Consider the following 26,091-nt stretch of genomic DNA (forward strand, 5'->3'; position numbering starts at 1 on the left):
TCGTGACGGACACGATCGTCGGAGGCACCGGCACCGGCCCGGTCGTCGACCAGCACGGCAGGCCGCTGCGCGGGCTCAACCAGCTCGACGCCGGCACCGGCGGCGCCACGCCGCCCGGGACGGGCGCGCACGGCTCACCCCACGACGGTGGCGCGCCGGCGCCCGACACCGCGGCGGCCCGCACCACGGGCTCGCGGCTCGTCGACCGGCGTCCCGTGCGCGCGCTCCTCGCGCTGCTGATCCCGCTCGCGCTGCTCGGTGCGTGGCAGTGGGCGACGACGACGGGTCAGGTCGCGCCGCACCTGCTCCCGAGCCCGGCAGCGGTCTGGGCGTCGGCGATCGACCTCGCCGAGCGCGGGCTGCTCGGCCAGTACGTCGCGATCTCCACGCAGCGGGTCCTGCTCGGGTTCGCCGCCGGGGCCGGCCTCGGCCTGCTGGTGGGCGCCGTCGTCGGGCTCTCGCGCCTCGCGGACGTCCTCGTGGCGCCGACCCTGGGCGCGGTGCGCGCGATCCCGTCCCTCGCCTGGCTGCCCCTGCTGATCCTGTGGGTCGGCATCGACGAGGAGTCGAAGGTCACGCTCATCGCGATCGGCGCGTTCTTCCCGGTCTACACGACGGTCGCCGGCTCACTGCGGCACGTCGACCCGCACCTCGTCGAGCTCGGCCGCGCCTACGGGCTGCGTGGGCCCCGCCTGTTCACCGGTGTCCAGCTGCCCGCGGTGCTGCCGTCCGTCGTCTCCGGGCTCCGGCTCGCGATGGCCCAGGCCTGGCTCTTCCTCGTCGCCGCCGAGATGATCGCCTCCTCGATGGGCCTCGGCTTCCTGCTGATGGACTCGGCCAACAACGGACGCACGGACCGCACGCTCCTCGCGATCGTGCTGCTGGCCTCCCTCGGCAAGCTGACCGACACGGTGATCGGGCTCGGGCAGAAGCACCTGCTGCGGCGGTGGTCATGACAACCGCCGGGCCCGAGCTGCTCGCCCGCGAGCGCACCTACCCGGCGCCGCCCGCGTTCGCCGCGGACGCGCACCTCGACGCCGGCGTGTACGCGGAGGCCGACGCCGACCCGGTCGCGTTCTGGGAGCGCGCGGCCGACCGGCTCGAGTGGGCCGAGCGGTGGCACACGGCGCACACGTGGGCGCCCGCGGAACGTGCGCCGTCCGCCGCCGACGGCGCGCCGGGCGACCTGAGCGTCCCGGCCGCGCAGTGGTTCGTGGGCGGCCGCCTCAACGTCGCGGTCAACTGCGTGGACCGGCACGTGGCGGCCGGTCGCGGCGACAAGGTCGCGCTCCACTTCGAGGGCGAGCCGGGCGACCGGCGCACGCTCACCTACGCCGAGCTCCAGCGCGAGGTCTCGCGCGCCGCCAACGCCCTCCGGTCGCTTGGCGTCGGCCAGGGGGATCGGGTCGTCGTCTACCTGCCGGTCCTCCCCGAGACGGTCGTCATCACCCTCGCCATCGCGCGCATCGGCGCGGTCCACTCGCTCGTGTTCGGCGGGTTCTCGGCCGAAGCGGTCCGCTTCCGGCTCGAGGACACCGGCGCGAAGCTGCTCGTCACGAGCGACGGCCAGTTCCGTCGCGGCCGGGCGACCGAGACCAAGTCGGCCGCCGACGCCGCGATCGCCGGCCTGCCCGGCGCCGGCCCGGACGGCCTGGGCAGCGCCGTCGAGCACGTGCTCGTCGTCCGCCGCACCGGCGACGCGACGCCCGACATCCCCTGGACCCCGGGGCGGGACGTCTGGTGGCACGACGTGGTCGACACGGCCGACGACGTCCACGTGCCCGAGGCGTTCGACTCCGAGACCCCGCTGTTCATCATCTACACGTCCGGCACGACGGGTCGGCCCAAGGGGCTGGTCCACACGAGCGGCGGCTACCTGACCCAGGCCTCGTACACGCACTGGGCGCACTTCGACGCGCGCGACGACGACGTGCACTGGTGCACCGCCGACCTCGCGTGGGTCACCGCGCACACCTACGAGATCTACGGACCGCTCTCGAACGGGCTCACGCAGGTGATCTACGAGGGCACGCCCGGGACGCCGACGCCGACCCGCCACCTCGAGATCATCGAGCGCTACGGCGTCACGACGTACTACACCGCGCCGACGCTGATCCGCACGCTCATGACCTGGTTCCCCGACGGACCGCCGCCCGAGCACGACCTGTCCTCCATCCGGCTGCTCGGCACGGTCGGCGAGTCGATCAACCCCCAGGCGTGGGCGTGGTTCCACCGGCACCTCGGACGCGGCGAGGCGCCGGTCGTCGACACCTGGTGGCAGTCCGAGACCGGGGCCACCGTCGTGGCGCCGCTGCCCGGCGTCACCACGCTCAAGCCCGGCTCCGCCGGCCGTCCCTCCCCCGGCTCGTCGGTGCGCGTCGTGGACGAGGCGGGGGACGACGTCGGGCCGGGCGAGCACGGCTTCCTCGTCATCGACCGGCCGTGGCCGTCGATGGCACGCACCATCTGGGGCGACCCGGAGCGCTACCGCGACTCGTACTGGGCGCGGTACGCCGACCGCGGCTACTTCTTCGCGGGCGACGGGGCCCGCTTCGACGCGGACGGCGACCTGTGGCTGCTCGGGCGCGTCGACGAGGTCATCAACGTCTCGGGCCACCGCCTCTCGACCATCGAGGTCGAGTCGGCCCTCGTCGCGCACCCGGCCGTCGCCGAGGCCGGCGTCACCGGTGTCGCCGACACGACGACGGGCCAGGCCATCGCGGCGTTCGTCGTCCCCACCGCCCCGCCGGGCCGCCCCGACCTGCCCGACGACGTCGCACGGTGGGACGCGGCCGACCTCGCCGCGTGGCGGGGCGAGGCCGCCCGGCTCCGCGACACGCTGCGCGAGCAGGTCGCGCGCGAGATCGGCCCGATCGCCAAGCCGCGCGACGTCGTCGTCGTCCCCGAGGTGCCCAAGACGCGGTCGGGCAAGATCATGCGACGCCTGCTCGCCGACCTCGCCGCCCGTGAGACGCTCGGCGACACGACCTCGCTCCAGAACCCGTGGGCCGTCGAGCAGGTCGACGCGATCCTGCACGACGACGCCGCCCGCACCGCACGACCGCACCAGGACCGCACGAGCCCCGCACCCGAGGAGACGCACGCGTGACCGACCACATCGACGCCCCGGGAGCCGGGGCCGGAGCGACCGCCGGCGACCGCAGCTGGGGCTTCCGGACCCGGGCGCTGCACGCCGGCGGTGTCCCCGACGCCGCGACCGGCGCGCGCGCCGTCCCGATCTACCAGACGACGTCGTTCGTGTTCAACGACACGACGGACGCCGCGAACCTCTTCGCGCTGCAGAAGTACGGCAACATCTACTCGCGCATCGGGAACCCGACCGTCGCCGCGCTCGAGGAGCGCATCGCCTCGCTCGAGGGCGGCATCGGGGCCGTTGCCACGGCGTCGGGCATGTCGGCCGAGTTCCTCACCTTCGCGGCCCTCGTGGGAGCCGGGGACCACATCGTCGCGGCCGCGGCCCTGTACGGCGGCACCGTGACCCAGCTCGACGTGACCCTGCGCCGCTTCGGCGTCGAGACCACGTTCGTGCCGGGCACCGACCCCGCCGACTACGCCGCGGCGATCCGGCCCGAGACCAAGGTCGTGTACGCCGAGGTGATCGCCAACCCGTCGGGCGAGATCGCCGACCTCGCCGGGCTCGCCGAGGTCGCGCACGCGGCCGGCGTGCCGCTCGTGATCGACGCGACCCTCTCCACGCCGTACCTCGTGCGGCCGATCGAGCACGGCGCCGACATCGTCATCCACTCGGCCACCAAGTTCCTCGGCGGGCACGGCACGACGCTCGGCGGCGTGGTCGTCGAGAGCGGCCGGTTCGACTGGGGCAACGGGAAGTTCCCCCAGATGACCGAGCCCGTGCCGTCGTACGGCGGCGTGCGGTGGTGGGAGAACTTCGGCGAGTACGGGTTCCTCACCAAGCTGCGCAGCGAGCAGCTGCGCGACATCGGTCCGTCGCTGTCCGCGCAGTCGGCGTTCCAGCTGCTCCAGGGTGTCGAGACGCTCCCCCAGCGGATGGACGCGCACCTCGCCAACGCCCGCGTCGTCGCCGAGTGGCTCGAGGCCGACCAGCGCGTCTCGTACGTCAACTGGGCGGGCCTGCCCTCGCACCCGCACCACGAGCGCGCGGCGCACTACTTCCCGCAGGGCCCGGGGTCGGTGTTCGCCTTCGGCGTCGTCGGGGGCCGGGACGCGGGCCGCACCTTCATCGAGTCGCTCCAGCTCGCGAGCCACCTCGCGAACATCGGCGACGCACGCACCCTGGTGATCCACCCCGGGTCGACGACGCACCAGCAGCTCTCCGCCGACCAGCTCGCCGCCGCGGGCGTCCCGGAGGACCTCGTGCGGATCAGCGTCGGGCTCGAGGACGTCGAGGACATCCTGTGGGACCTCGACCAGGCGCTCACGGCGGCCGCGAAGGTGGAGGTGACGGCATGAACGACGCGCTGGCGTGCGCGCTGCCCGGTGCGGGGGTCGGCGCGACGTCGAGCTCCGCGGGGACCGGCGGCCCGGCTGCCCCGAACCGGACCTGGACCGGCCCGAGCGCGCCCGCGCGGCTCGCGCTGCTGCGCCGGACGCAGTCGATCGCGATCGTCGGCGCCTCGAGCAATCCGGCACGCGCGAGCTACTTCGTCGCGACGTACCTGCTCTCCTCCTCACCGTACGACGTGTACTTCGTGAACCCGCGGGCCGACCGGATCCTCGGGCAGCCGGTGTACCCGTCGCTCGACGCGCTCCCGGTCGTCCCGGATCTCGTCGACGTCTTCCGCCGGCACGACGACCTACCCGCCGTGCTCGACGAGACGCTCGCGGTCGGCGCGAAGTCCCTCTGGCTCCAGCTCGGCTCGTGGCACGAGGACGTCGCGCGACGCGGCGAGGCGGCCGGCCTCACGGTGGTCATGGACCGCTGCGTGAAGATCGAGCACGCGCGCTTCCACGGAGGCCTGCACCTCGCCGGGTTCGACACCGGCGTGATCAGCTCGCGCCGCGCTCTCTGAAGGGGCCCGGGGCCCCAGGCGGGCCCGACGGCGCGGCTCAGGCTGCGTCGTCGGGCCACCAGAGGGCGGTGCGCAGGTCGACGCGCGAGCCCGCGCCGGCGAGCGGCGCCCCCTCGCTCGCCAGCAGCCCGAGTGCGTGCTCGCGCTTGAACGCCGGTGGCAGGCCGGCCGCGTCGACGACGCGCCACCACGGCACCCCGCTGCCGGCCCGCGACAGCACGTGGCCCACCTGCCGGGGACCGCCACGGACCCGGGACCCGGTCGCGGTGAACCGGTCGGCGACCGTGTCCGCGATCGTGCCGTAGGTCATCACCCGCCCCCGCGGGATGGCGCCGACGACGTCGAGCACCGCCTCCAGGTACTCCTCGTCCACGACGGCTCAGTCCCGGTAGACCAGCACCAGCGCGCGGTCGTCGGACTCGTCGCTCCGCACCCCCGCGAGCACCTCCTCGGCCCCGCCGCGGCGCGTCGCCACGACGTGCTCGGCGACCCCCATCAGCCGGTCGATGCCGAGGTCCAGGTCCGACCCGGGGTTCTCGACCATGCCGTCGGTGTAGAGCATGAGGGCGTCGCCCGGCTCCATGCGCCCGTGGTGGGTCTGGAACATCGGCTCGCGCACGACCCCGAGCGCCGGGCCGCCGACGGTGCTGACCACCTGCAGCACGCCCGAACCGGCATGGAGCTGCACCACGGGCGGGTGGCCCGCCGTCGAGACCCAGAACTCCCCCGTGTCGAGGTGCACGGCCAGGTGGACGGCGGTCGCGAAGCCTTCGTCCCAGTCCTGCCGGAGCAGGTAGTCGTTGGCCGCGCGGAGGAACTCCTCGCGCGGCATCGCCCCGAGAAGCCCGCCGAACGCGCCGGACAGCAGCAGCGAGCGGACCCCGGCGTCCTGCCCCTTCCCCGAGACGTCGACGAGGACGATCTCGAGCTTGCGCCCCGCCCGCGACCGGGCGGCCACCATGAAGTCGCCGGAGAACGCCTCCGCGTAGGCGGATCGCAGCGCGCTGTCCACCCGCCAGCCGGCCGGCAGCGCGGGGAGGCGTCCGTGGGCCTCGAGCCGGTCGCGGAGGTCGACGAGCATGAGGTCGCCCGCGGCCCCTTGAAGGCCGAGGCGCTCGCGCGACCGGACGAACAGCAGCAGCGCCACGAGCGCGACGCCCTGGACGATCATCACGCCCGGCGGCAGCACGGCCGCCCCCGAGAGGTGCAGGAGCGCGAGCACCACGGCGATCGTCGCGCAGACGACCGCCGTCCCGTGCAACCGCAGCAGGAAGGCCGCCAGCAGCAGGATGAGCAGCATGACCGACGGCGGGAACCACGACCGCGAGTAGAGCGTCCCGAGCCCTGCGAGCACCACCAGCAGGACGAGCAGCATGGTCAGGACGACCTGGAGGGACAGGCCGGCGCGCCGGAGCCGGACCACGAGGCGGCGGGTCCCCTCCGAGCGGCGTGGTGCTCTCAACCCCTGGGTGGTCACGCCGTGAGGGTACTCAGCGGCGCATCGCGGCGCAGCACGCGCGCAGGTGGGGGGCACGGTGCGCCCGAAAAGTCTCGCCCGACCGACCGGTTCCGACCACGATGGTCGGATGACCACCCTCCCGCCCGGCTACCGCATGGTCGAGGTGCCCGCGTCCCGCAAGCCCGAGGTCGTCGACCTCGACCGGTCCCGTGCGCCGGCTTGACGTGGGTCGGGGTCCGGCCCGACCACCGCCGCCGCGGGCTGCTCCGCTCGATGCTCGCCACCCACTTCGAGCGGTCGCCGAGCCGCGGCGAGGCGGTGTCCGCGCTCTTCGCCGCCGAGTCCGGCATCTACGGGAGGTTCGGCTACGTGCTGTTCCGCCGCGCCGAGCGGTGGGACGCGGGCCGAGCGACGGAGGCGGTCCGCGCCCGCGAGCTGTGCGCGGTCGACGCCCGAGCGGCGCGCCGGCTGTGGACGTTCCTGCTGGACCTCGACCTCATGGCGACGGTCGAGGCGGCGCGGCTGCCGGTCGACGACGCCGTCCTGACCCTGCTCGTCGACCAGCGGCAGGTGCGCCCGCGCGTGAGCGACAACATCGGGCTGCGGCTCCTCGACGTGCCCGCCGCGCGACGGTACGCGGCACCGCTCGACGTCGTGCTCGACGTGACCAACGACCTGCTGCCGGCCAACGCCGGGCGGTGGCGGCTGCGCACCGCGGCCGCCGGCGGCGCCGAGGTCGCCGCGGACGGCTACCCCGCTGAGGTCGTCCGCACGTCGGAGCCGGCCGATCTCGCGGTCGACGTCCGCGACCTCGCTGCCGCGTACCTCGGCCGGTGCTAGCGGCGCGCCTCGTAGGCCGCGACCAGGTCGATCCGGCGCTGGTGCCGCTCGTCGCCGCTGAACGGCTCGGCGAGGAAGGCCTCGACGATCGCGACGGCGGCGTCGGGCGAGTGCTGACGCGCGCCGATCGCGACCACGTTGGCGTCGTTGTGCGCGCGCGCGAGCCGCGCGGTGTCCTCGCTCCAGGCGAGCGCCGCGCGGACCCCGGCGACCTTGTTGGCGGCGATCTGCTCGCCGTTCCCCGAGCCTCCGAGCACGACGCCGAGGGACCCGGGCTCGGCCACGACCGCCTCGCCCGCGGCGAAGCAGAAGGGCGGGTAGTCGTCGGACGCGTCGAACGCGTGGGCCCCGTGGTCGACGACGTCGTGCCCGCCCGCCCTCAGGTGCTCGGCCAGGTGCTCCTTGAGGTCGAACGCGGCGTGGTCGGCGGCGATGTGGATGCGCATGGCGCACATCCTGCCGCACCTCCTGACGCGCCCGTGCGCCCGTCCTCCGTGTCTGCGGCGTCGCCTACGCTGGGTGGTACAGGTCAGCGGGGCGCCCCGCTCGTCCTGTTCCTCACGTCCGTACCGTTCCTCACGTCCGTACCGCCGGCCCTCTGCCTGCCACGAGAGAGAAGCGCCCCATGGCCCGTAGCGGCATCGACCTCACCGCCCTCGACCCCGCCGTCCGCCCGCAGGACGACCTCTACGCGCACGTCAACGGCAGGTGGGTCGCGCAGCACGAGATCCCGGCCGACCGCGCGATGGACGGCGCATTCCGGGCGCTGCACGACCAGGCCGAGGAGCACGTCCGCGACATCATCACGGATGCGGCCGCGAAGGCTGCGGCGGGCTCGGCCGGCGAGTCGGGGGTCGAGGCCAAGATCGGTGCGGTCTACGCGAGCTTCATGGACGAGGCGACGGTCGAGCGGCTGGGCGTCGCACCCCTGCGCCCCGACCTCGAGCTGATCGACTCGGCCATGACCCAGGCGGAGCTCACCGGCGCGCTCGGGGCGCTGCAGCGCACGGGCGCGGCCGCGGCGGTCGGCTTCTGGGTCGACAACGACGCGAAGGACCCGAGCCGCTACGTCGTCCACCTGTACCAGTCGGGTCTCGGGCTGCCCGACGAGTCGTACTACCGCGACGAGCAGTACGCGTCCGTCCTCGCCGCGTACCGGCCGCACGTCGCACGCATGCTGACCCTGGCGGGGCTGGCCGAGGGCGCCGCCGCCGACGAGGCCGCGGGCCGCGTCGTCGCGCTCGAGACCAAGCTCGCCGCGGGGCACTGGGACGTGGTCAAGGACCGTGACGCCGAGCTCACCTACAACCCGATGACGCTCGGCGCGCTCGCGGAGTCGGCGCCGGGATTCGACTGGCGCGCGTGGGCGAGCGCCCTCGGCTCACCGGCGGGGGCGCTCGAGGACCTCGTGGTGCGCGAGCCGTCGTACGCGCAGGCCTTCGCGGAGCTGTGGCGCAGCGAGCCGCTCGAGGACTGGAAGACGTGGCTCGCGTACCACGTCGTGACCGCGCGGGCGGCCTACCTGTCGAGCGACCTGGTCGAGGCGAGCTTCGACTTCTACGGACGCACGCTGACGGGAGCCCAGGAGCTGCGCGACCGGTGGAAGCGTGGCGTCGGGCTCGTGCAAGGGGTGCTGGGCGAGGCGGTCGGCGAGGTCTACGTCGAGCGGCACTTCCCGCCCACGCACAAGGAGCGGATGGCGACGCTCGTCGACAACCTCGTCGAGGCGTACCGCGAGTCCATCACCGCGCTCGACTGGATGGGCGAGGAGACCAAGGTCAAGGCGCTCGCGAAGCTCGACGCGTTCACGCCCAAGATCGGCTACCCCGTGAAGTGGCGCGACTACTCGTCGCTCGTCGTGTCGGCCGACGACCTCGTCGGCAACGTCCGGCGGGCCCACGCGTTCGAGCAGGACCGCGAGCTGGACAAGATCGGGAAGCCGATCGACCGCGACGAGTGGTTCATGACGCCGCAGACGGTCAACGCGTACTACAACCCCGGCATGAACGAGATCGTCTTCCCGGCCGCGATCCTGCAGCCGCCGTTCTTCGACGCCGAGGCGGACGACGCGGTCAACTACGGCGGGATCGGCGCCGTGATCGGCCACGAGATCGGCCACGGGTTCGACGACCAGGGCTCGAAGTACGACGGGGAGGGCCGGCTCGAGGACTGGTGGACGGCCGAGGACAGGGCCGAGTTCGAGGCGCGGACGAAGGCGCTCATCGCGCAGTACGACGCCTTCTCCCCCGCACAGCTCGACGGCTCCCACCACGTCAACGGCGCCCTCACGATCGGCGAGAACATCGGGGACCTCGGCGGCCTGTCGATCGCGATCACGGCGTACCGGATCGCGCTCGGGACGGACCTCGACGAGGCGCCCGTGATCGACGGCCTCACGGGCCTCCAGCGCGTGCTCCTCGGCTGGGCGCAGGTGTGGCAGTCCAAGGGTCGCGACGAGGAGGTCATCCGCCGGCTCGCCACCGATCCGCACTCCCCCAACGAGTTCCGGTGCAACGGCGTGCTGCGCAACATCGACGAGTTCTACGCGGCGTACGACGTGCAGCCCGGTGACGCGCTGCACCTCGAGCCCCACGAGCGCGTGCGCATCTGGTAGCAGACGACCGGCCCGGTCGGCACGCGGCCGGGCCGGTCAGAACAGCTCGGCGGTCAGCACGGCTCGCCGGCCAGCACAGCTCGGCGGTCAGAACAGCTCGGCGGTCAGAACAGCTCGGCGCGCGCCCGCGCCAGCGCGAAGCCGCGTCCGCTCGGGTCGTGACGACACGTCACTCCCGTCGACGAGCTGGTGCACGTGAAGTCCCCGACCGTCGTCGAGTCGCCGTACTCGAGCACGGCCGTGCCCGGCGCGGCCACCCCGGGCAGCGCGCCCTCGACGCACGGCATCTCGGCACCCTCGGCGGTGACGGTCAGGATGCGGCCGATCACCCCGGTGCAGCCCGCGTCGGGTGGCGGCGTGGCCGTGGTGTTCGCGATGGTGCACGTCGCGGCGTCCGTGCTCATCTCGCACGCGATGTTGCCGCTCGGAAGCGCGAACGTGGTGTCGTCGTCGCCGGCCGAGCCCGCGGACGGAGCCGCGCCGGGCGACGTCGGGCCCGTGGCGGCCGGAGTGGCGCCGTCGTCCGGGGCGGCATCGCCGCCCGTTCCAGGACCGCTCGAGAGGAACAGCACCAGGACCACGAGGAAGGCCAGGACGAGGAGCGCGTCGACGACGACGAAGGTCGTCAGCCGTGGGCCGAGGGCGCCGCGTCGCGATCGTCCGCGCGCCTGGGGGCCGTCCGGTGGCGACGTCGAGCGATCCATCCGTGCGGTTCCCCCGTCGTGGCGTGCCGTGCTCCGTCCGGGTGACAGCATCACACGCTCACGCGACGCCGTCACATCGTTCGGCGCACCGGCGCGAGCTCGCCGGGGCGAGGAGTCAGTCGAAGACCGGGCCCTGCGTCCGGGTGCGCTTGAGCTCGTAGAAGCCGGGAACCCCCGTGACGAGGACGAGCCCGTCGAACAGGCGCGCTGCGTCCTCGCCCTTGGGGGCGGGCGTGATCACCGGCCCGAAGAACCCGACCCCGTCGATCGCGACGACCGGGGTGCCGACGTCCTCGCCCACCAGGGAGATCCCCTCGTGGTGGGACGCGCGCAGGCGCTCGTCCATCTCGGTCGACGTGCCGTAGGCGGCGAGCTCCGCGGGCAGCCCGACCTCGTCGAGCGACTCGGCGATAATCGCAGCCGTGTCTGTGCGCCCACCCGGGTGGCGCCGCGTCCCGAGCGCGTCGTACAGCGGCTTGACGTACTTCTCCCCGTGCAGCTCCTGCGCGGCGATCAGGACGCGGACCGCGGCCCAGGAGTCGTCCATGAGCGCGCGGTACTCCGCCGGAAGGTCCCGCCCCTCGTTGAGCACGGACAGGCTCATGACGTGCCACCGGACGTCGACGTCGCGCACCGCGCCGACCTCGTCCATCCAGCGCGACGTCATCCAGGCCCACGGGCACGCGGGGTCGAACCAGAAGTCGACGACCGTCTGCGCCGTCTGCGCCGTCTGCACGTCGGTGGCGGGGGTGGGCGCGGCGGGGGCGTGCGTCACGAGGGTCTCCTTGGGCAGGGGGAATCGTCCGATGTGGCCAACGCCCGCCTGCGTGGGAAGATTCCGCGGAACCACCGTCCGTCGAAGGAGCCGTGCTGTGCCCGCTGAGAACCTGACCCGGGACGAGGCCGCCGAGCGCGCCCGCCTCCTGACGGTCACCTCCTACGACGTCACGCTCGACCTCACCAGGGGGCCGACCACCTTCGCCTCGACGACCGTCGTCCGCTTCCGGGCCACCGCCGGCGCGAGCACGTTCGTCGACCTCATCGCCCCCGAGGTGCACGAGGTCACGCTCAACGGCCGCGCGCTCGACCCCGCAGCGGTCTTCGCCGACTCGCGCATCGCGGTCACCGACCTGGCGGACGAGAACGAGCTCCGCGTCGTCGCGAGCTGCGCGTACACCCACTCGGGCGAGGGCCTGCACCGGTTCGTCGACCCGGTCGACGACGAGGTGTACCTCTACTCGCAGTTCGAGGTCGCCGACTCCCGGCGGGTCTTCGCGGTCTTCGAGCAGCCGGACCTCAAGTCGGTGTTCACGTTCACCGTGACGGCACCCGCCCACTGGACGGTCGTGTCCAACTCCCCGACCCCGGAGCCCGTGCCGGTCCTGGACGACGCCGGCCCGATCCCGGCCTCCGTGTGGTCCTTCGAGCCGACCGCCGTGATGTCGAGCTACGTCACGGCGGTCATCGCCGGCCCGTACCACGAGGAGCGCGGCGAGCTCACGAGCTCCGACGGCCGCACGATCCCGCTCGGAGTGCTGTGCCGGGCGTCGCTCGCAGAACACCTCGACACCGACAACATCCTCGAGGTCACGCGCGCCGGGTTCGAGTTCTACGAGAACGCGTTCGGCCGGCCGTACCCCTTCGGCAAGTACGACCAGGTCTTCGTGCCGGAGTTCAACGCGGGCGCCATGGAGAACGCGGGCGCCGTCACGTTCCGTGAGTCCTACGTGTTCCGCTCCAAGGTGCCCGACGCCACGATCGAGCGCAGGGCCGTGACGATCCTCCACGAGCTGGCGCACATGTGGTTCGGCGACCTCGTGACGATGCGCTGGTGGAACGACCTGTGGCTCAACGAGTCGTTCGCCGAGTACGCGTCGACCCTCGCGACGGCCGAGGCGACGCGCTGGACGAGCGCCTGGACGACGTTCTCCTCGCTCGAGAAGTCATGGGCGTACCGCCAGGACCAGCTCCCGTCGACGCACCCGATCGTCGCGGAGATCCGCGACCTGGCCGACGTCGAGGTCAACTTCGACGGCATCACCTACGCCAAGGGCGCGAGCGTGCTGCGCCAGCTCGTCGCCTGGGTGGGCCAGGAGCAGTTCTTCGCCGGGGTCCGGGCGTACTTCGACAAGCACGCGTTCGGGAGCACGACGCTGCGCGACCTGCTCGTGGAGCTCGAGGCCGCGAGCGGCCGGGACCTGACGCAGTGGTCCGCGGTCTGGCTCGAGCGTGCGGGCGTCACCCTGCTGCGCCCCGACATCACCACCGACGACGACGGCGTCATCACCTCGTTCGCGATCCTCCAGGAGGTGCCGGCGGAGCACCCCGTCCAGCGGCCGCACCGACTCGCCATCGGCGGTTACGACGTCGTGGACGACGCCGGCGAGGCGCGTCTCGAACGCTCCGTGCGCGTGGAGCTCGACGTCGCGGGGGAGCGCACCGAGGTGCCCGAGCTCGTCGGCCGTCGCCGCCCCGCGCTCGTGCTCGTGAACGACGACGACCTCGCCTACGCGAAGGTGCGTCTCGACCCGGCCTCGCTCGCGACCGCCGTCGAGCACCTCGGCGGGTTCACCTCGTCGCTCCCGCGCACGCTGGTGTGGGCCGCGGCCTGGGACATGACGCGCGACGGCGAGTGGGCCGCCCGCGACTTCGTCGACCTCGTCCTGGGCAACCTCGCCCACGAGACCGACTCGTCGGTCGTCCTCGTGCTGCTGCGCCAGGTCGCGACGGCGATCGAGCTCTACGTCGCCGACGAGCACCGGGTCGAGACCTCCGAGGCCGCCGCGGAGCGCCTGTGGGAGCTCGCGCGGGCGGCCGAGGGCGCGAGCGACACCCAGCTCCAGCTCGTCAAGGCGTTCGCGGGTCGCGCGAGCGCGGGCCACCAGCTCGACCACGTGGCCGGCCTGCTCGACGCGAGCGAGTCGCTGCCCGGGCTCACCATCGACACGGACCTGCGCTGGGAGCTCCTCACGTCGCTGGTCGCGGGCGGGCGCGCGGGGACCGAGGCGATCGACGCCGCGCTGGCCGCCGACGCCACGGCCACCGGTCAGCGGGCCGCGGCCGGCGCACGCGCCGCCATCCCGACGCCCGCCGCGAAGGCCGAGGCGTGGACCTCGATGGTCGAGATCGACACGCTGCCGAACGCGCTCCTCGAGACGTCGATCGGGGGCTTCATGACGGTGCACGACCGCTCGCTCCTGCTGCCCTACGTCGAGGCGTACTTCGACTCGATCGAGAAGGTCTGGACGACGCGCGGGAACGACATGGCGCAGGACATCGTCCAGGGCCTGTACCCGACCGAGCTGGCCGCGGGCGGCGCGGTCGACCTGCTCGCGCGCACCGACGCGTGGCTCGCGGAGCTGGGCGACCGGCTGCCGGGGCTGCGGCGCATGGTGGTCGAGAACCGTGACGGCGTCCGTCGCGCGCTCGCCGCGCAGGAGGCGGACCGCGCCCGCGGCTGACCCCCTCCCTGCAGACGTCCGCACTCCGTGGTGCCCTGACCCCACGGAGTGCGGACGTCGCGAAGAGGTTTCCTACAGGTCGCGGCGGATCGCCTCGACGAGCGACCGGAGCCGGGCGCTCTCGAACAGCTCCTCGACCCCGACGAGCCGACCCGAGCCGTCGGCGAGGGGCACCTTCCAGTTCGGGTACTCGGTGTCGGTGCCCGGCTGGTTCTGCGCGCGGCGCTCCCCGACGGCGTCGGCCAGCGAGACGCCGACCAGCGCGGCGGGCGACGCCAGAACCCACCGGTGCAGCGCCTCGACGACCTCGCGCTCGGACGGGTCCGGACCGACCAGGCCACGCTGCGCGAGCGCGTCGAGCATGGTGGCCCGCTCCGCGCGCGCCGCCCGCCGGACCACGTGCACCGGCTCCGTGAGCAGCCCCAGCCGCTCGCGCAGCGCGACGTGCTCCTCGGCGAGGTAGCCCGCCGTCGGCGGCAGGTCGTGGGTCGTGACGGTCGCGAGCGCCAGGCGACGGTACCTCTCGGGCGCCAGCGGGGTGCCCTTGTCGTCCTTCTCGAACCACAGGACGGAGGTGCCGAGGATCCCGCGGTCGGTGAGGTAGTCCCGGACCCACGGCTCGAACGTGCCGAGGTCCTCGCCGATCACCACCGCGCCCGCGCGCGCCGCCTCGAGGCACAGGATCCCGATCAGGGCCTCGTGGTCGTAGCGGACGTAGGCCCCCTGGTCGGCCGGCACGCCGTTCGGGATCCACCACAGCCGGAACAGCCCGATCACGTGGTCGATCCGGATCGCCCCCGCGTGCCGTAGGACCGTCCTGAGCATGTCGCGGTACGGCAGGTAGCCGGCCCGGGCGAGCGCGTCCGGGCGCCACGGCGGCTGGGACCAGTTCTGGCCCTGCTGGTTGTACATGTCCGGCGGCGCGCCGACGCCGATCTCGGTCGCGAGCACGTCACCGAGCGCCCACGCGTCGGCGCCCTCGGGGTGCACCCCGACGGCGAGGTCGTGCATGATCCCGATCGACATGCCGCCCTCGCGAGCCGCGCGTTGCGCCGCGCCCAGCTGGTCGTCGGCGACCCACTGCAGCCAGCACCAGAAGTCGATCCGGTCCGCGAGCTCGCTCCGGGCGCGCTGGACGAGGGCCGACGCCGGGTCGTGCGCCTCGGTCGGCCACGCGGTCCCCGCGCCGTACTTCTCGGACAGCGCGCACCACAGGGCGAAGGCCTCGAGCCCCTCGCCCTGCTCCTCGCGGAACGCCTCGAACGCCGCCTGCCGAGCGGCCGACCGGGGAGCGGCGAACACCACGTCGAGCGCGCTGCGCTTGGCCTGCCAGACGGCGTCGCGGTCGATCGGACCCTCGTCGTCGCCCAGCTCGCGGACCGGGTCGGCCGCCCACTCGACGAGCGAGCGGTCGGCCGCCGAGAGGTAGCCCGTCTCGCGGATGTCCTCGACCCGCAGGTACAGGGGGTTGACGAAGCGTCGGGTCGTCGGCAGGTAGGGCGACGGGCTCATCGGGCCGACGGGTTCGGCGGCGTGCAGCGGGTTGATCAACAGGAAGTCGGAGCCGCAGCGGCGCCCGGCCAGCCAGGCGATCTCCGCGAGGTCGCCGAGATCGCCCGCACCCCACGACTGCCGCGACCGTACCGAGTACAGCTGCGCCATGAAGCCCCACGCCCGGCCGTCGCGCAGCTGCGCGGGCAGCTCCAGGCGCTCGGGGGTGACGACGACGCGGCAGCGTGCGGGCCCGCTCGGACCGCCCGCATGCATCGTGTGCCACCCGAGCGGGAGGTCGGGCGGAACCCGGAACGTCGCGCGCCCCACCCGCCGTCCGTCCACGGTGCGCGGTTCGGTGTACGCGTCGAGCTGGGACAGGTCACGTCGACCGCCACCGCTCTCCTCGTCGAGCTCGATCCACACCTCGACGGCGTCCCCGTCGCGCACGTGCACCGGCACCTCGGGCGACTGGCCCTGTCGCAGGACCAGGACGGGCGGCAGCGTACGGCGCCACGGGTCGTCGACCGCGTGGGCGAGGCTGACCTCGATGCGCTCCGGGGACGAGGCGTCGACGCCGAGCGCGGCGAGCACCTTGACGAGCGTGCCCGGCGCGACGAGCTTGTGGGTACCGTCGAACCCCCAGTAGTCCGGGACGACCCCGTACGCGTCGGCAAGACGGAGAAGCTGCTCGGGCAGGTCGTCGGTGGCTTGTGGCACCCTCGAATCCTGCCAGAGGCGCTCGCGCCCGGCCCCTCAGGCGCTCCGGTGCGCCGACTACCCTGCTCGCCATGCCTGTCACGTTCTCCTGGCTTCCGGCCGCCCTCGCACGCCCCCGTCCGTCCACCGCGCTGACCCGCCCCGAGTCGCTGACGTCGATCGCGCCGCCGCCCGAGGCCGCGGCGTGGTTCGAGGCGCTGATCACGCCCGCCTGGCAGATCGGGCTCACCATCGCCCTCGGCGTGGTCGCCGTCGCGCTCCTGCGCCGCCTCGTGGCGCGGACGGTCCGCAACATCGTGCGGGGCGGGCCCGCGGTCCGGCGCCGCGCGGACCGTCTCGTCAGCCGGCGGCCACGTCAGGAGGCGCGCGAGCTCGACCCGAGCCCGCTGGGTGCGGCCCGTCGGGTCCAGCGGGCCCAGACCATGGGGTCGGTGCTGGGCTCGCTGTCGACCTTCGTCGTCGGGCTGCTCGTCATCGTCATCGTGCTCGGCATCCTCCAGGTCGACGTCGGCCCGCTGCTGGCGTCGGCGGGCGTCGTGGGGGTGGCGCTGGGCTTCGGGGCGCAGACGCTCGTCAAGGACTTCCTCGCCGGCATCTCGATGCTCGCGGAGGACCAGTACGGCGTGGGTGACGTCGTCGACGTCGGCGAGGTGAGCGGGTCGGTCGAGCAGGTCGGCCTGCGGGTGACCCAGATCCGGTCGCTCGACGGCACCCTCTGGTACGTCCGCAACGGCGAGATCCTGCGGCTCGGCAACATGACGCAGGGCTGGTCGCGGGCGGTGGTCGAGGTCCGCGTGCTCTCGGACGCCGACGTGCCCCGCGTGCGGGAGCTGCTGCTGGGAGCGGCGGCGGAGGTCGCCGCTCATCCGGACCTCGCGGCCGCGATCCTCGACGACCCGGAGGTGGCCGGCATCGAGGACCTCACCGCCGAGGGCGCGATGCTGCGCCTGCTCGTCAAGACCGCCCCCTCGAAGCAGTGGGACGTCGCCCGCGAGCTGCGCGCCCGGATCCGGGACCAGCTCGCGCGCGAGGGCATCGAGCTCGCACTGCCACGCCGGGAGGTGCTGATCGAGCGCGACGTCAGCCGCCCGGGCGACGACTCCTGACCGCCTCGGCGATCCCTTCGAGGTCGACCGCCGTCTCGTGCGCCCCCGCGGTGACGAGACGCTCGGCGGGGTGCGACGTCGTCATGCCCAGCACCCACCCGATGCCCGCGCCGAGCGCCGAGGCGATCCCTGCGGGCGCGTCCTCGGCCGCGACGAGGTCGCCGGGCGCGAGCCCGAGCCGCTCGGCTCCCCGCCGGTACGGCTCCGGGTCGGGCTTGCCGTGCGTGCAGTCCTCGGCCGTGACGAGCTCGATCCGCTCGAGGCGGGCGCCCAGCATGTCGACGACCCGGGCCGTCCAGGCCCGCCCCGCCGAGGTGACGACCGCGACCGGCAGGCCCACCTCGTCGCACGCGGCGAGCAGGTCGGCCGCCCCACGCACCGGGACCGGCGGCTCGTGGCCGTGCCCCAGCGCGTCCAGCACGCCGCGGGTCAGCGCGTGCGGGTCCTCGCCACGCCACGGTCCGTCCAGCACGGGGAACACCTCGTGGGCGCGGCGACCGGAGAACTCGCGGACGACGTCGTCGGGCACGTCCCAGCCGCGGCTCGCGAAGTAGACGGCGAACGCCCGCCGGTGCAGCGGTTCGCTGTCGACCAGCGTGCCGTCGAGGTCGAGCAGCAGCCCGCCACCCGGACGGGCGACGCGGGCCGCCGCGGTCGGAGCGTCGGTGGCCCTCATCTCCACCTGCGGGTCAGGTCCACTCGAACAGGGGCTCACCGGCGGTCACGCTCGTGCCCGGCTCGACGAGCCCGTTGACCGCCTCCGGTGCGCCCTGCAGGGCGACGACCGGGCAGATCGGCGAGCGCCCGCCGGCCTCGACAGCGGCCGGGTCCCAGCTCACGACGAGGTCGCCCGCGGCCACGGCGTCGCCCTCGGCCGCGTGCAGCGTGAAGCCCTCGCCGCCCAGCTGCACCGTGTCGAGCCCCAGGTGCACGAGCGCGCCGCGGTCACCGTCGGCCTGGACGACGAACGCGTGCGGGTGCAGCTTGACGATGGTGCCGGCGATCGGCGAGACCGCGTCCACCACGCCGTCGCGACTCGGGTCGATCGCGAGCCCCGGGCCGACGATGGCCCCCGCGAAGACCGGGTCGGGCACGTCGGCCATCGCCACCACCGTGCCGGCGACGGGCGCCAGCACGGTGAGCGACGTCGGCATCAGCGCAGGTCCTCGATGTCGGACGCGAGCGTGTCCGCCTCTGGCCCGACGACGACCTGCACGACCTTGCCCGACCGGACGACGCCGAACGCGCCGGTCGCCTTGAGGCCCGCCTCGTCGACGAGGGCGGGGTTCTCGACCTCGACGCGCAGGCGCGTGATGCACGGCTCGAGGTCGAGGATGTTCTTGTCGCCACCGAGGGCCTTGAGGATCTGCTCTGCCTTGCTCATCAGTACTCCTTCGTGACCGACGACGACGCTGCTGCAGTGCGACCCAGACTAGTCACATCAGGTCCTCGAGCTCCGACGCGAGCGTGTCGACGCCCGGCCCCACGACCACCTGGACCACGCGCCCGGCGACCATGACCCCGTGCGCCCCGGCGGCACGGAGCGCGGCGACGTCGACCAGGCCCGCGTCGTGCACCTCCGAGCGCAGCCTCGTGGTGCACGGCTCGATCTCGACGATGTTCGTCACTCCCCCGAGACCCGCCAGGATGCTCGTCGCCTGGTCTGTCACTGCTGTCCGCCCCTCCGGCTGCGCCTGTGCTGCCCGTGCCGTCCTCCTCATCCTGCGACCTCCTGGGGTGCGGGCCCGGACGACGCGCCGCCGTCGTCGTCCGGGCCCCCACCCGCACCTGGCCCGGGCGGGTCGACGCCGGTGTCAGGAGCGGGGCGGGGCGTGAGCGCGGGCCGCGGCGCCCGCAGCGGGACCCAGAGCACGTACCGGTCCGCGCGGTACGACGAGCGCGAGTACACGCACGCGGTCTGCCCCGCGAACGTCCGCCGGGTCAGGCGCAGCACGGCCGCACCCGCGCGCAGGCCCAGCAGGGCGGCGTCGCGCCCGTCGACCTCGGTCGCCTCGACCGTGTCCTCGCCCCAGTCCAGGTCGAGCCCCCGACGCCGGAGCTCGCCGTAGACGCTCGGCGGCGGCCCGTCGTCGAACAGGCCTGGGGTCAGGGCGCGCGGCAACCACGACTGCTCGATCGCCATCGGCTCGCCGTCCGCGTACCGCACCCGGTGCAGGTAGAGCACGTGCTCGCCGGGGACGAGCTCGAGCGCGTCGGCGATGTCGGGCGTCGCGGGAATCTCCTCGGCGGCGAGGACCTTCGACGACGGCTCCATGCCCCGGCGCCGCATCTCCTCGCCGAAGGACGCGAGCCGGACCTCGAGATCCATCTTCGTGGGCGCGACGAACGTGCCGCGCCCCTGCTCGCGCTGCAGCAGGCCCTCGACCACGAGCGCGTCGACCGCCTGGCGCACGGTCATGCGCGAGACGCCGAACCGTTCGCACAGCAGCCGCTCGGACGGGATCGCGTCGCCGACCGCGAGCTCGTGCGTCACGAGCGAGCGCAGGTAGTCGCGCACGCGTACGTACTTGAGCGCCGACCGCCGCACGCGAGCCCCCTGTCCGAGAGGTCCGGGACCTGCCCGGGTGTCGTCCTTGACACCGGATGCGCCATTCCACCATGGTGTGGATCGACTGGTCCAGACATCTGTGCGAGCCCGCCAACGACGCCGAGGAGTGCACACGCCATGACCGCTACCACCGCCCCTGAGGTGCGGGAGAAGAGGCCCATCCCGGGCCTCGCGCAGATGCAGCGGGTCGGCCGCTCGCTGATGCTGCCGATCGCCTCGCTCCCCGCCGCGGCCCTGTTGCTGCGGCTCGGGCAGTCGGACATGCTCGGCGCCGACGGGCTCGCCGGCGCCTGGGGCGACTGGCTCCTGCCGGTCGCCGCGACCCTCGGCGCGGCGGGCAACGCGCTGTTCGCCAACCTGCCGCTGCTGTTCGCGCTCGGCGTCGCGGTCGGCTACGCGCGGAAGTCGGACGGCTCGACCGGGCTGGCGGCGCTCATCGGCTACCTCGTCTTCAAGGGCGTCTCCGATGCCCTGTCGCCCTACGTGCTGGGTGAGGCGGCCGAGGGCGAGACCCAGGTGCTCATCAACTACGGGGTGCTCGGCGGCATCGTCATGGGTCTGGTCGCGGCGCTCCTGTACCAGAAGTACTACCGGATCAAGCTGCCGCCCTACCTCGCCTTCTTCGGCGGGCGCCGGTTCGTCCCGATCGTCACGGCCGGGATGGCGATCGTCGTCGCCATGATCGGCGCCCTGGTCTACCCGGTGTTCGACGCCGGCATCACAGCCATCGGCGAGTGGGTGACCGGCTCGACGATCCTCGGCGCCTTCGTCTACGGCACGGCCAACCGGCTGCTCGTCCCGTTCGGCCTGCACCACCTGCTCAACTCGCTGCCGTGGTTCCAGTTCGGCGAGTTCACCGACGCCAACGGCGAGGTCTGGCAGGGCGACATCGCGCGCTTCCTCAACGGCGACCCGACCGCCGGCACCTTCATGACCGGCTTCTTCCCGATCATGATGTTCGCGCTGCCGGCGGCCGCACTCGCCTTCGTGCACACCGCCAAGCCGGGCAAGCGCAAGGTCATCGCGGGCATCATGGGTTCGGCCGCGCTCGTCTCGTTCGTCACCGGCGTGACCGAGCCGCTCGAGTTCGCGTTCGTGTACGTCGCCTACCCGCTCTACGTGATCCACGCGATCCTCACCGGCACGTCGCTCGCGCTGGTCAACGCGCTCGACATCCACGCGGGCTTCGGGTTCTCCGCGGGCGCGATCGACTACCTGCTGAACTTCAACATCGCCCAGAAGCCCCTCCTCCTGCTGCTCGTCGGCCTCGGCTACGGCGTCGTCTACTACTTCCTCTTCCGGTTCGTGATCACGAGGTGGAACCTGCGCACCCCGGGCCGTGAGGAGGAGGGCGGCGCCGCGGACACCGACAGCGCGCTCGTGGACCAGCCCGCCGCCGACGACAGGGTGGGTGCGACCGCCACCGGCTCGACCACCACGGCGGCCGACACCTCGGCCGACCCGGGCCGCGGCAACCCCGGCAGCGGACCCGCCACGGGCACCGCGTCGCGCTGACATGACCGCGACACAGGGGGCGGGGTCCCAGCGGGTGGTCTCCGGCCTGGGCGTGAGCCCAGGCCGGGCGGCCGGCGTCGTCGTGCGGATGCCGGACCCGGTGCCCGAGCCGCCCGCGGGCGCCACACTGACGGCGGACGACGACGTCACCGCGGCGGCGCAGCGGATCGCCGAGGCGTCCGCGGAGGTGCAGGCGGCCCTGCAGGAGGCCGCCGAGCGGGCGAGCGGGACCGGGCGCGAGGTGCTCGAGACGACGGCCATGATGGCGGCCGACCCGACGCTCGTGAAGAGCGCCCAGAAGCTGGTCACCGCCGAGCGTCGGGACCCGCCGTCGGCCGTGTGGGCCGCGGCGGGCAAGGTCATCGACCAGCTGGCCTCCCTCGGCGGCTACATGGCCGAACGCACGCGCGACGTCGCCGACGTGCGCAACCGCCTCGTCGCGGCGCTGACCGGCCGGCCGGCCCCCGGGGTCCCCGACCCGGGCCACCCGTTCGTCCTCCTCGCCACCGACCTCGCCCCTGCCGACACGGCCACGCTCGACCCGGCGCGCGTCGTCGCGATCGTCACGAGCGAGGGCGGGCCGACGTCCCACACGGCGATCCTCGCGCGCGCGCTCGGCATCCCGGCCGTGGTCGGGGCGGCGGGTGCGACCGAGGCGATCCCGGAGGGGACGCAGGTACTGGTCGACGGCGCCGCGGGCTCGGTGACCCTCGACCCCACCGAGGAGCAGGTCGCGCGCGCGGCCGAGCTCGCCGCGCGCGTGCGGACGTTCGGCGGGAACGGACGGACCAGCGACGGGCACGCGGTGCCGCTGCTGGCCAACGTCGGCGCGCCCGACGGCGCCCAGGCGGCGGCGGACGCCGGCGCCGAGGGGGTGGGCCTGTTCCGGACGGAGTTCTGCTTCCTCGACCGCACCGAGGCACCGTCGATCGAGGAGCAGGTCGCGCAGTACCGCCAGGTGCTCGCCGCCTTCCCGGGCAAGAAGGTGGTCGTGCGCACGCTCGACGCCGGGGCCGACAAGCCCTTGCCGTTCCTCACCAACACGCAGGAGCCGAACCCGGCGCTGGGCGTGCGAGGTCTGCGGACGGCGTCGCGCGACCCGCAGGTGCTCGAGGACCAGCTCGCCGCGATCGCGCAGGCGGCGCAGGCCGAGACCGCCGAGGTCTGGGTCATGGCGCCCATGGTCGCCACGACGTCGGAGACCGAGGAGTTCGTCGCGCGGTGCACGGCGCACGGGCTGACGACGGCCGGCGTGATGGTCGAGGTCCCGAGCGCGGCGCTGCAGTCGGGCCAGATCCTGGCGCGCGCCGACTTCGCGAGCATCGGCACCAACGACCTCACGCAGTACGCGATGGCGGCCGACCGCCTCCTCGGGGAGCTCGCACCGCTCCAGACCCACTGGCAGCCCGCCGTCGTCCAGCTGATCGCCGCGACGTGCCGCGGCGGTGCGCAGCAGGGCCGTCCCGTGGGGGTGTGCGGCGAGTCGGCCGCGGACCCCGCGTTCGCCGTCGTGCTCGTCGGCCTGGGCGTCGCGACGCTCTCGATGTCCCCGCGCGCGCTGCCCGACGTCGCGGCGGTGCTCGAGTCGGTCACGCTCGAGGAGTGCCGGGCGCTGGCGCGGACCGCCGTCGACGCCGAGACCGCCGACGACGGCCGCGCGGCGGTGCGCGGCCGCCTCCCGGTCCTGGAGGATCTGGGCCTATGACGCGGGCGTGTCGGTCGGGCGGTCAGCCGGCGGTCGTCAGGTAGGTCTCGAGCGCGTCGAGCGACTCGTCGGCGCCCGCGCCGTCGGCGTCGAGCACGACGACGTCCCCCGCGCCCGCGCCGAGCGTCATCACGCCCAGGATGCTGTCCGAGTCGACCGGCTCCGAGTCGTCCGTGCGGATCGTGACCTTCGCGGGCTGCTCGCTCGCGAGCTTGACGAAGAGGGCGGCCGGCCGCGCGTGCAGCCCCTCGGCGATGGCGATCGTGACACGACGGTGGGGCACGGTGACTCCTGGTGGATCGGGCCGGCTCTGGTCCGGACGACGGTAGCGCCCACCACTGCGGTCCCGCGTGCCCGGGCACGCCGACGGGACGCCGTCGGCGTGATGGGACAATGGGCCGCGTGACCAGCATCGACCGTGCCGACTCCTTCTACGCCGTCATCGGGGGCCACGAGACCTTCGAACGGCTCGTCGACGTCTTCTACGAGGGCGTGGCCGACGACGAGATCCTTCGCCCGATGTACCCCGAGGAGGACCTCGGGCCGGCCAAGGTGCGGCTGACGATGTTCCTCGAGCAGTACTGGGGCGGGCCGACGACGTACTCCGAGCAGCGCGGGCACCCCCGGCTGCGCATGCGGCACGCGCCGTTCAAGGTGAACCCGCTGGCCCGCGACCGCTGGCTCGCGCACATGCGCACCGCGGTCGACTCGCTCGGGCTCGCGCCGCTGCACCAGGCGCAGCTCTGGGACTACCTCGAGCGGGCCGCCCACTCGCTCGTCAACACGTTCGACGACTGAGGTGCAGCGCGACCCCGTGTCGGATTCGCGTTCGGACCCTCTGACCGGGAAGTCTGTGCCCATGACGCACGCCCTGGCCCACGACCCCATGGCGCGGCTGCTGGCCATGCTCGAGCTCTCGCCGGAGCCGGGGCCCGGTGCGGACGACCGCTTCACCGGCTCGAGCCTCCCGCAGCCGCACGGACGGGTCTTCGGCGGCCAGGTCCTGGCCCAGGCGCTCCTGGCGTCGGGCCGGACGGTCGGGCCGGAGCGGCTCCCGCACTCGCTGCACGCCTACTTCCTGCGCCCGGGCGACGCCGACCGGCCCATCTCGTTCGCGGTCGAGCGCCTGCGCGACGGACGCTCGTTCAGCGCGCGGCGCACGCACGCGCTCCAGAACGACCGACCGATCCTCACGATGAGCACGTCGTTCCAGGAGCAGCAGGAGGGGCTCGAGCACGCCGACCCGATGCCCGACGCCCCGCCGCCCGACGAGGTGGTCTCGGCCCGCGACGTGCTCGGGCCGATCGACCACCCGATCGCGCAGTTCTGGATCCAGCAGGCGGCGTTCGACCTGCGCCACGTCGACGAGTCGATCTTCGTCGGCCCCGCCAAGGTGCGAACGGACCGCCAGCTGGTCTGGATCCGCGCACGCGGCCCGGTGCCGGACGACCAGCTGCTGCACCGTGCGCTCATGGCGTACGCGTGCGACCAGGTGATGCTCGAGTCGATCCTGCGCAAGCACGGCCAGAGCTGGGTCTCCCCCGGGCTGTCCATGGCCAGCCTCGACCACGCGATGTGGTGGCACCGGCCGGCGCGCGTCGACGAGTGGCTGCTGTACGCCCAGCGCTCGCCGAGCGCGCAGGGTGGGCGCGGCCTCGCCACCGCCGAGGTCTTCACGCAGGACGGCCGGCTCGTCGCGACGATCGCCCAGGAGGGCATGGTCCGGCTCCCGCTCTGACGGCGCCGGACCGGGCCGGTTCGACGCGCGGCGCGGCCCCGCCGCAGGCACACTCGGCGCATGCCACGGCTGCGCAGGGTCAGCATCGAGGGTCCCGGCTGGCGCCGACGGCGCTCCGGGCGAGGCTTCGTCTACCTCGCCTCGGACGGCGCGCGGCTGGTCGACGAGGACGTCCTCGCGCGGATCCGCGCGCTCGCGATCCCGCCGGCCTGGACCGACGTCTGGATCTGCCCGCACGCCAACGGGCACATCCAGGCGGCCGGGCTCGACGACGCCGGACGCCGGCAGTACCTGTACCACGTGCAGTGGCGCGCGCGACGGGACCGCGCCAAGCACGACCACGTGCTCGATGTCGCGCGCCGGCTGCCCCGGGCACGCCGACGCGCGGCAGCGGACCTCGCGCAGGACGGCTGGCCGCGCACGAAGTCGCTCGCGCTGGCGTTCCGGCTGCTGGACCTCGCCTACTTCCGCGCCGGGAACGAGACGTACGCGCGCACCAACGGCAGCTACGGGCTCGCCACGCTGCGCCGCGAGCACGTCCGCGTCCGTGGTGGTGCGGGCTCGCCGGTCGCGGTCCACTTCACCTACCCCGCGAAGTCGGGCCAGGTGCGTGACGTCCTGGTGGAGGACGAGGAGGTCGCGCAGCTCGTGGCCACGCTGCGGCGCCGACGCAGTCCCGGCGTCGAGCTCCTCGCGTGGCGCGAGGGTCCGGTGTGGCGCGACATCACGAGCGCCGACGTGACGTCCTACGTCAAGGAGCTGCTCGGCGAGGACGCCAGCCCCAAGGACTTCCGGACCTGGCACGCGACCGTGCTGGCGGCGCAGGGTCTGGCGGCTGCCGGCCCGCCGCCGTCGTCGGACCGCGCACGTCGGCGCGTCGTCACCGCGGTCGTGCGGGACGTCGCCGACGCGCTCGGCAACACGCCCGCGGTGTGCCGCGCTTCCTACATCGACCCGCGGCTCGTCGAGCTGTGGGAGCGCGAGGAGCGCATCCCGGTGACCCGGTCGCAGTCCGTCGCCGAGCGCGCCGTGCTCGAGCTGCTCTCGGGACCGTCGCAGGCGGCCGCGGCCAGGGCCGCTGCCCCGGCGGAGCGGTCGGCGCCGGGACGGGCGACGTCGACGACGCGACCAGGGGCCACCGCCAAGGCGTCCTGAGC

Annotated in this window: 25 protein-coding genes; 13 read left to right on the top strand and 12 right to left on the bottom strand. The window is 73.9% G+C overall.

The genetic code is table 11. The annotated features are described in order from the left end of the window. The first annotated feature begins 2 nt into the window (after positions 1-2). Genes HIR71_RS05260 through HIR71_RS05275 form a run of 4 tightly spaced genes read left to right on the top strand, consistent with a single transcriptional unit; the run spans position 3 to position 5,012 of the window. Positions 3-956 carry an ABC transporter permease gene (locus HIR71_RS05260; RefSeq protein WP_311836100.1) on the top strand — a complete coding sequence of 318 codons (954 nt, stop codon included), beginning with the start codon at positions 3-5 and terminating at the stop codon, positions 954-956. Next, positions 953-3,109 carry an acetate--CoA ligase gene (acs, locus tag HIR71_RS05265; RefSeq protein ID WP_169324004.1) on the top strand — a complete coding sequence of 719 codons (2,157 nt, stop codon included), beginning with the start codon at positions 953-955 and terminating at the stop codon, positions 3,107-3,109. Before HIR71_RS05260 ends, acs begins: the two co-directional genes overlap by 4 nt. Beyond that, entirely contained in the window at positions 3,106-4,452 is a 1,347-nt protein-coding gene (locus HIR71_RS05270) for an O-acetylhomoserine aminocarboxypropyltransferase/cysteine synthase family protein (protein WP_311836101.1), read from the top strand. The genes acs and HIR71_RS05270 overlap by 4 nt, the downstream gene beginning before the upstream one ends. Then, on the top strand, positions 4,449-5,012 hold the full coding sequence (locus tag HIR71_RS05275) for a CoA-binding protein (RefSeq protein WP_249051576.1): 564 nt from the start codon (positions 4,449-4,451) through the stop codon (positions 5,010-5,012). The genes HIR71_RS05270 and HIR71_RS05275 overlap by 4 nt, the downstream gene beginning before the upstream one ends. A gap of 37 nt (positions 5,013-5,049) precedes the next feature. Here HIR71_RS05275 and HIR71_RS05280 read toward each other — a convergent pair whose 3' ends face one another. After that, positions 5,050-5,385 (bottom strand): MGMT family protein, encoded by a 336-nt coding sequence (locus tag HIR71_RS05280; RefSeq protein ID WP_169324005.1) that lies wholly within the window; start codon positions 5,383-5,385, stop codon positions 5,050-5,052. Positions 5,386-5,391: 6 nt separating this feature from the next. Further along, positions 5,392-6,489 carry a PP2C family protein-serine/threonine phosphatase gene (locus tag HIR71_RS05285; protein WP_311836102.1) on the bottom strand — a complete coding sequence of 366 codons (1,098 nt, stop codon included), beginning with the start codon at positions 6,487-6,489 and terminating at the stop codon, positions 5,392-5,394. Between the two features lie 201 nt (positions 6,490-6,690). Here HIR71_RS05285 and HIR71_RS05290 point away from each other — a divergent pair, with 201 nt between their 5' ends. Continuing rightward, positions 6,691-7,311, top strand: coding sequence for a GNAT family N-acetyltransferase (locus HIR71_RS05290; protein WP_249051577.1), 621 nt, complete (start codon positions 6,691-6,693; stop codon positions 7,309-7,311). Here HIR71_RS05290 and HIR71_RS05295 read toward each other — a convergent pair. After that, complete coding sequence (locus tag HIR71_RS05295; protein WP_169324006.1) at positions 7,308-7,757, bottom strand: ribose-5-phosphate isomerase; 450 nt, start codon at positions 7,755-7,757, stop codon at positions 7,308-7,310. The two genes, HIR71_RS05290 and HIR71_RS05295, sit on opposite strands and share 4 nt — an antisense overlap. 179 nt (positions 7,758-7,936) lie before the next feature. Between HIR71_RS05295 and HIR71_RS05300 the strand changes: the two genes are divergently transcribed. Then, positions 7,937-9,925 (top strand): M13 family metallopeptidase, encoded by a 1,989-nt coding sequence (locus HIR71_RS05300; RefSeq protein ID WP_169324007.1) that lies wholly within the window; start codon positions 7,937-7,939, stop codon positions 9,923-9,925. 104 nt (positions 9,926-10,029) lie between these two features. Here the strand turns inward: HIR71_RS05300 and HIR71_RS05305 are convergent, their stop codons facing one another. Together HIR71_RS05305 and HIR71_RS05310 are read right to left on the bottom strand one after the other, a co-directional pair. After that, positions 10,030-10,629 (bottom strand): hypothetical protein, encoded by a 600-nt coding sequence (locus tag HIR71_RS05305; protein WP_169324008.1) that lies wholly within the window; start codon positions 10,627-10,629, stop codon positions 10,030-10,032. Positions 10,630-10,744: 115 nt separating this feature from the next. Then, complete coding sequence (locus HIR71_RS05310) at positions 10,745-11,365, bottom strand: mycothiol-dependent nitroreductase Rv2466c family protein (RefSeq protein ID WP_169324049.1); 621 nt, start codon at positions 11,363-11,365, stop codon at positions 10,745-10,747. Between the two features lie 136 nt (positions 11,366-11,501). On the opposite strand from HIR71_RS05310, the gene pepN reads away from it, so the two are divergent. Then, positions 11,502-14,090 (top strand): aminopeptidase N, encoded by a 2,589-nt coding sequence (gene pepN / locus HIR71_RS05315; protein WP_169324009.1) that lies wholly within the window; start codon positions 11,502-11,504, stop codon positions 14,088-14,090. 72 nt (positions 14,091-14,162) lie between these two features. Here the strand turns inward: pepN and malQ are convergent, their stop codons facing one another. Further along, entirely contained in the window at positions 14,163-16,301 is a 2,139-nt protein-coding gene (gene malQ, locus HIR71_RS05320) for a 4-alpha-glucanotransferase (protein WP_169324010.1), read from the bottom strand. 71 nt (positions 16,302-16,372) lie between these two features. Between malQ and HIR71_RS05325 the strand changes: the two genes are divergently transcribed. Further along, the gene (locus HIR71_RS05325) at positions 16,373-17,407 is read left to right on the top strand and encodes a mechanosensitive ion channel family protein (protein ID WP_169324011.1); all 1,035 of its coding nucleotides are present in this window, start codon (positions 16,373-16,375) and stop codon (positions 17,405-17,407) included. On the opposite strand, the gene HIR71_RS05330 is transcribed toward HIR71_RS05325, so the two are convergent. Genes HIR71_RS05330 through HIR71_RS05350 form a run of 5 tightly spaced genes read right to left on the bottom strand, consistent with a single transcriptional unit; the run spans position 17,382 to position 19,955 of the window. Then, the gene (locus HIR71_RS05330) at positions 17,382-18,083 is read right to left on the bottom strand and encodes an HAD family hydrolase (RefSeq protein WP_169324012.1); all 702 of its coding nucleotides are present in this window, start codon (positions 18,081-18,083) and stop codon (positions 17,382-17,384) included. The two genes, HIR71_RS05325 and HIR71_RS05330, sit on opposite strands and share 26 nt — an antisense overlap. Before the next feature lie 13 nt (positions 18,084-18,096). Continuing rightward, positions 18,097-18,561 carry a PTS sugar transporter subunit IIA gene (locus tag HIR71_RS05335; protein ID WP_169324013.1) on the bottom strand — a complete coding sequence of 155 codons (465 nt, stop codon included), beginning with the start codon at positions 18,559-18,561 and terminating at the stop codon, positions 18,097-18,099. Next, positions 18,561-18,791 carry a PTS sugar transporter subunit IIB gene (locus HIR71_RS05340; RefSeq protein ID WP_169324014.1) on the bottom strand — a complete coding sequence of 77 codons (231 nt, stop codon included), beginning with the start codon at positions 18,789-18,791 and terminating at the stop codon, positions 18,561-18,563. Before HIR71_RS05340 ends, HIR71_RS05335 begins: the two co-directional genes overlap by 1 nt. 52 nt (positions 18,792-18,843) lie before the next feature. Continuing rightward, the gene (locus HIR71_RS05345; protein WP_311836103.1) at positions 18,844-19,077 is read right to left on the bottom strand and encodes a PTS sugar transporter subunit IIB; all 234 of its coding nucleotides are present in this window, start codon (positions 19,075-19,077) and stop codon (positions 18,844-18,846) included. 47 nt (positions 19,078-19,124) lie between these two features. Next, complete coding sequence (locus HIR71_RS05350) at positions 19,125-19,955, bottom strand: GntR family transcriptional regulator (protein ID WP_169324016.1); 831 nt, start codon at positions 19,953-19,955, stop codon at positions 19,125-19,127. Between the two features lie 138 nt (positions 19,956-20,093). Here HIR71_RS05350 and HIR71_RS05355 point away from each other — a divergent pair, with 138 nt between their 5' ends. Together HIR71_RS05355 and ptsP are read left to right on the top strand one after the other, a co-directional pair. Continuing rightward, entirely contained in the window at positions 20,094-21,491 is a 1,398-nt protein-coding gene (locus HIR71_RS05355; RefSeq protein ID WP_169324017.1) for a PTS transporter subunit EIIC, read from the top strand. 1 nt (position 21,492) lies between these two features. Then, the gene (ptsP, locus tag HIR71_RS05360) at positions 21,493-23,196 is read left to right on the top strand and encodes a phosphoenolpyruvate--protein phosphotransferase (RefSeq protein ID WP_169324018.1); all 1,704 of its coding nucleotides are present in this window, start codon (positions 21,493-21,495) and stop codon (positions 23,194-23,196) included. Positions 23,197-23,218: 22 nt separating this feature from the next. Here ptsP and HIR71_RS16710 read toward each other — a convergent pair whose 3' ends face one another. Further along, on the bottom strand, positions 23,219-23,479 hold the full coding sequence (locus HIR71_RS16710; RefSeq protein ID WP_169324019.1) for an HPr family phosphocarrier protein: 261 nt from the start codon (positions 23,477-23,479) through the stop codon (positions 23,219-23,221). A 110-nt stretch (positions 23,480-23,589) separates the two neighbouring features. On the opposite strand from HIR71_RS16710, the gene HIR71_RS05370 reads away from it, so the two are divergent. The 3 genes from HIR71_RS05370 (at position 23,590) to HIR71_RS05380 (ending at position 26,089) form a co-directional block, all read left to right on the top strand. Further along, positions 23,590-23,994 carry a globin gene (locus HIR71_RS05370; protein ID WP_169324020.1) on the top strand — a complete coding sequence of 135 codons (405 nt, stop codon included), beginning with the start codon at positions 23,590-23,592 and terminating at the stop codon, positions 23,992-23,994. Between the two features lie 61 nt (positions 23,995-24,055). After that, entirely contained in the window at positions 24,056-24,934 is an 879-nt protein-coding gene (locus HIR71_RS05375) for an acyl-CoA thioesterase (RefSeq protein ID WP_169324021.1), read from the top strand. 60 nt (positions 24,935-24,994) lie between these two features. Continuing rightward, the gene (locus tag HIR71_RS05380; protein WP_169324022.1) at positions 24,995-26,089 is read left to right on the top strand and encodes a DNA topoisomerase IB; all 1,095 of its coding nucleotides are present in this window, start codon (positions 24,995-24,997) and stop codon (positions 26,087-26,089) included. Positions 26,090-26,091: the final 2 nt, after the last annotated feature.

This window comes from Cellulomonas fimi (assembly GCF_012952065.1).
In the GTDB taxonomy this organism is placed as follows: domain Bacteria; phylum Actinomycetota; class Actinomycetes; order Actinomycetales; family Cellulomonadaceae; genus Pengzhenrongella; species Pengzhenrongella fimi_A.

Coding starts and splice junctions, on each gene's coding strand:
- acs (WP_169324004.1), top strand. CDS start 953: ATGACAACCGCCGGGCCCGAGCTGCTCGCCCGCGAGCGCACCTACCCG.
- HIR71_RS05275 (WP_249051576.1), top strand. CDS start 4,449: ATGAACGACGCGCTGGCGTGCGCGCTGCCCGGTGCGGGGGTCGGCGCG.
- HIR71_RS05295 (WP_169324006.1), bottom strand. CDS start 7,757: ATGCGCATCCACATCGCCGCCGACCACGCCGCGTTCGACCTCAAGGAG.
- HIR71_RS05300 (WP_169324007.1), top strand. CDS start 7,937: ATGGCCCGTAGCGGCATCGACCTCACCGCCCTCGACCCCGCCGTCCGC.
- HIR71_RS05305 (WP_169324008.1), bottom strand. CDS start 10,629: ATGGATCGCTCGACGTCGCCACCGGACGGCCCCCAGGCGCGCGGACGA.
- HIR71_RS05325 (WP_169324011.1), top strand. CDS start 16,373: ATGCCTGTCACGTTCTCCTGGCTTCCGGCCGCCCTCGCACGCCCCCGT.
- HIR71_RS05330 (WP_169324012.1), bottom strand. CDS start 18,083: ATGAGGGCCACCGACGCTCCGACCGCGGCGGCCCGCGTCGCCCGTCCG.
- HIR71_RS05335 (WP_169324013.1), bottom strand. CDS start 18,561: ATGCCGACGTCGCTCACCGTGCTGGCGCCCGTCGCCGGCACGGTGGTG.
- HIR71_RS05340 (WP_169324014.1), bottom strand. CDS start 18,791: ATGAGCAAGGCAGAGCAGATCCTCAAGGCCCTCGGTGGCGACAAGAAC.
- HIR71_RS05355 (WP_169324017.1), top strand. CDS start 20,094: ATGACCGCTACCACCGCCCCTGAGGTGCGGGAGAAGAGGCCCATCCCG.
- ptsP (WP_169324018.1), top strand. CDS start 21,493: ATGACCGCGACACAGGGGGCGGGGTCCCAGCGGGTGGTCTCCGGCCTG.
- HIR71_RS05370 (WP_169324020.1), top strand. CDS start 23,590: ATGGGCCGCGTGACCAGCATCGACCGTGCCGACTCCTTCTACGCCGTC.
- HIR71_RS05375 (WP_169324021.1), top strand. CDS start 24,056: ATGACGCACGCCCTGGCCCACGACCCCATGGCGCGGCTGCTGGCCATG.
- HIR71_RS05380 (WP_169324022.1), top strand. CDS start 24,995: ATGCCACGGCTGCGCAGGGTCAGCATCGAGGGTCCCGGCTGGCGCCGA.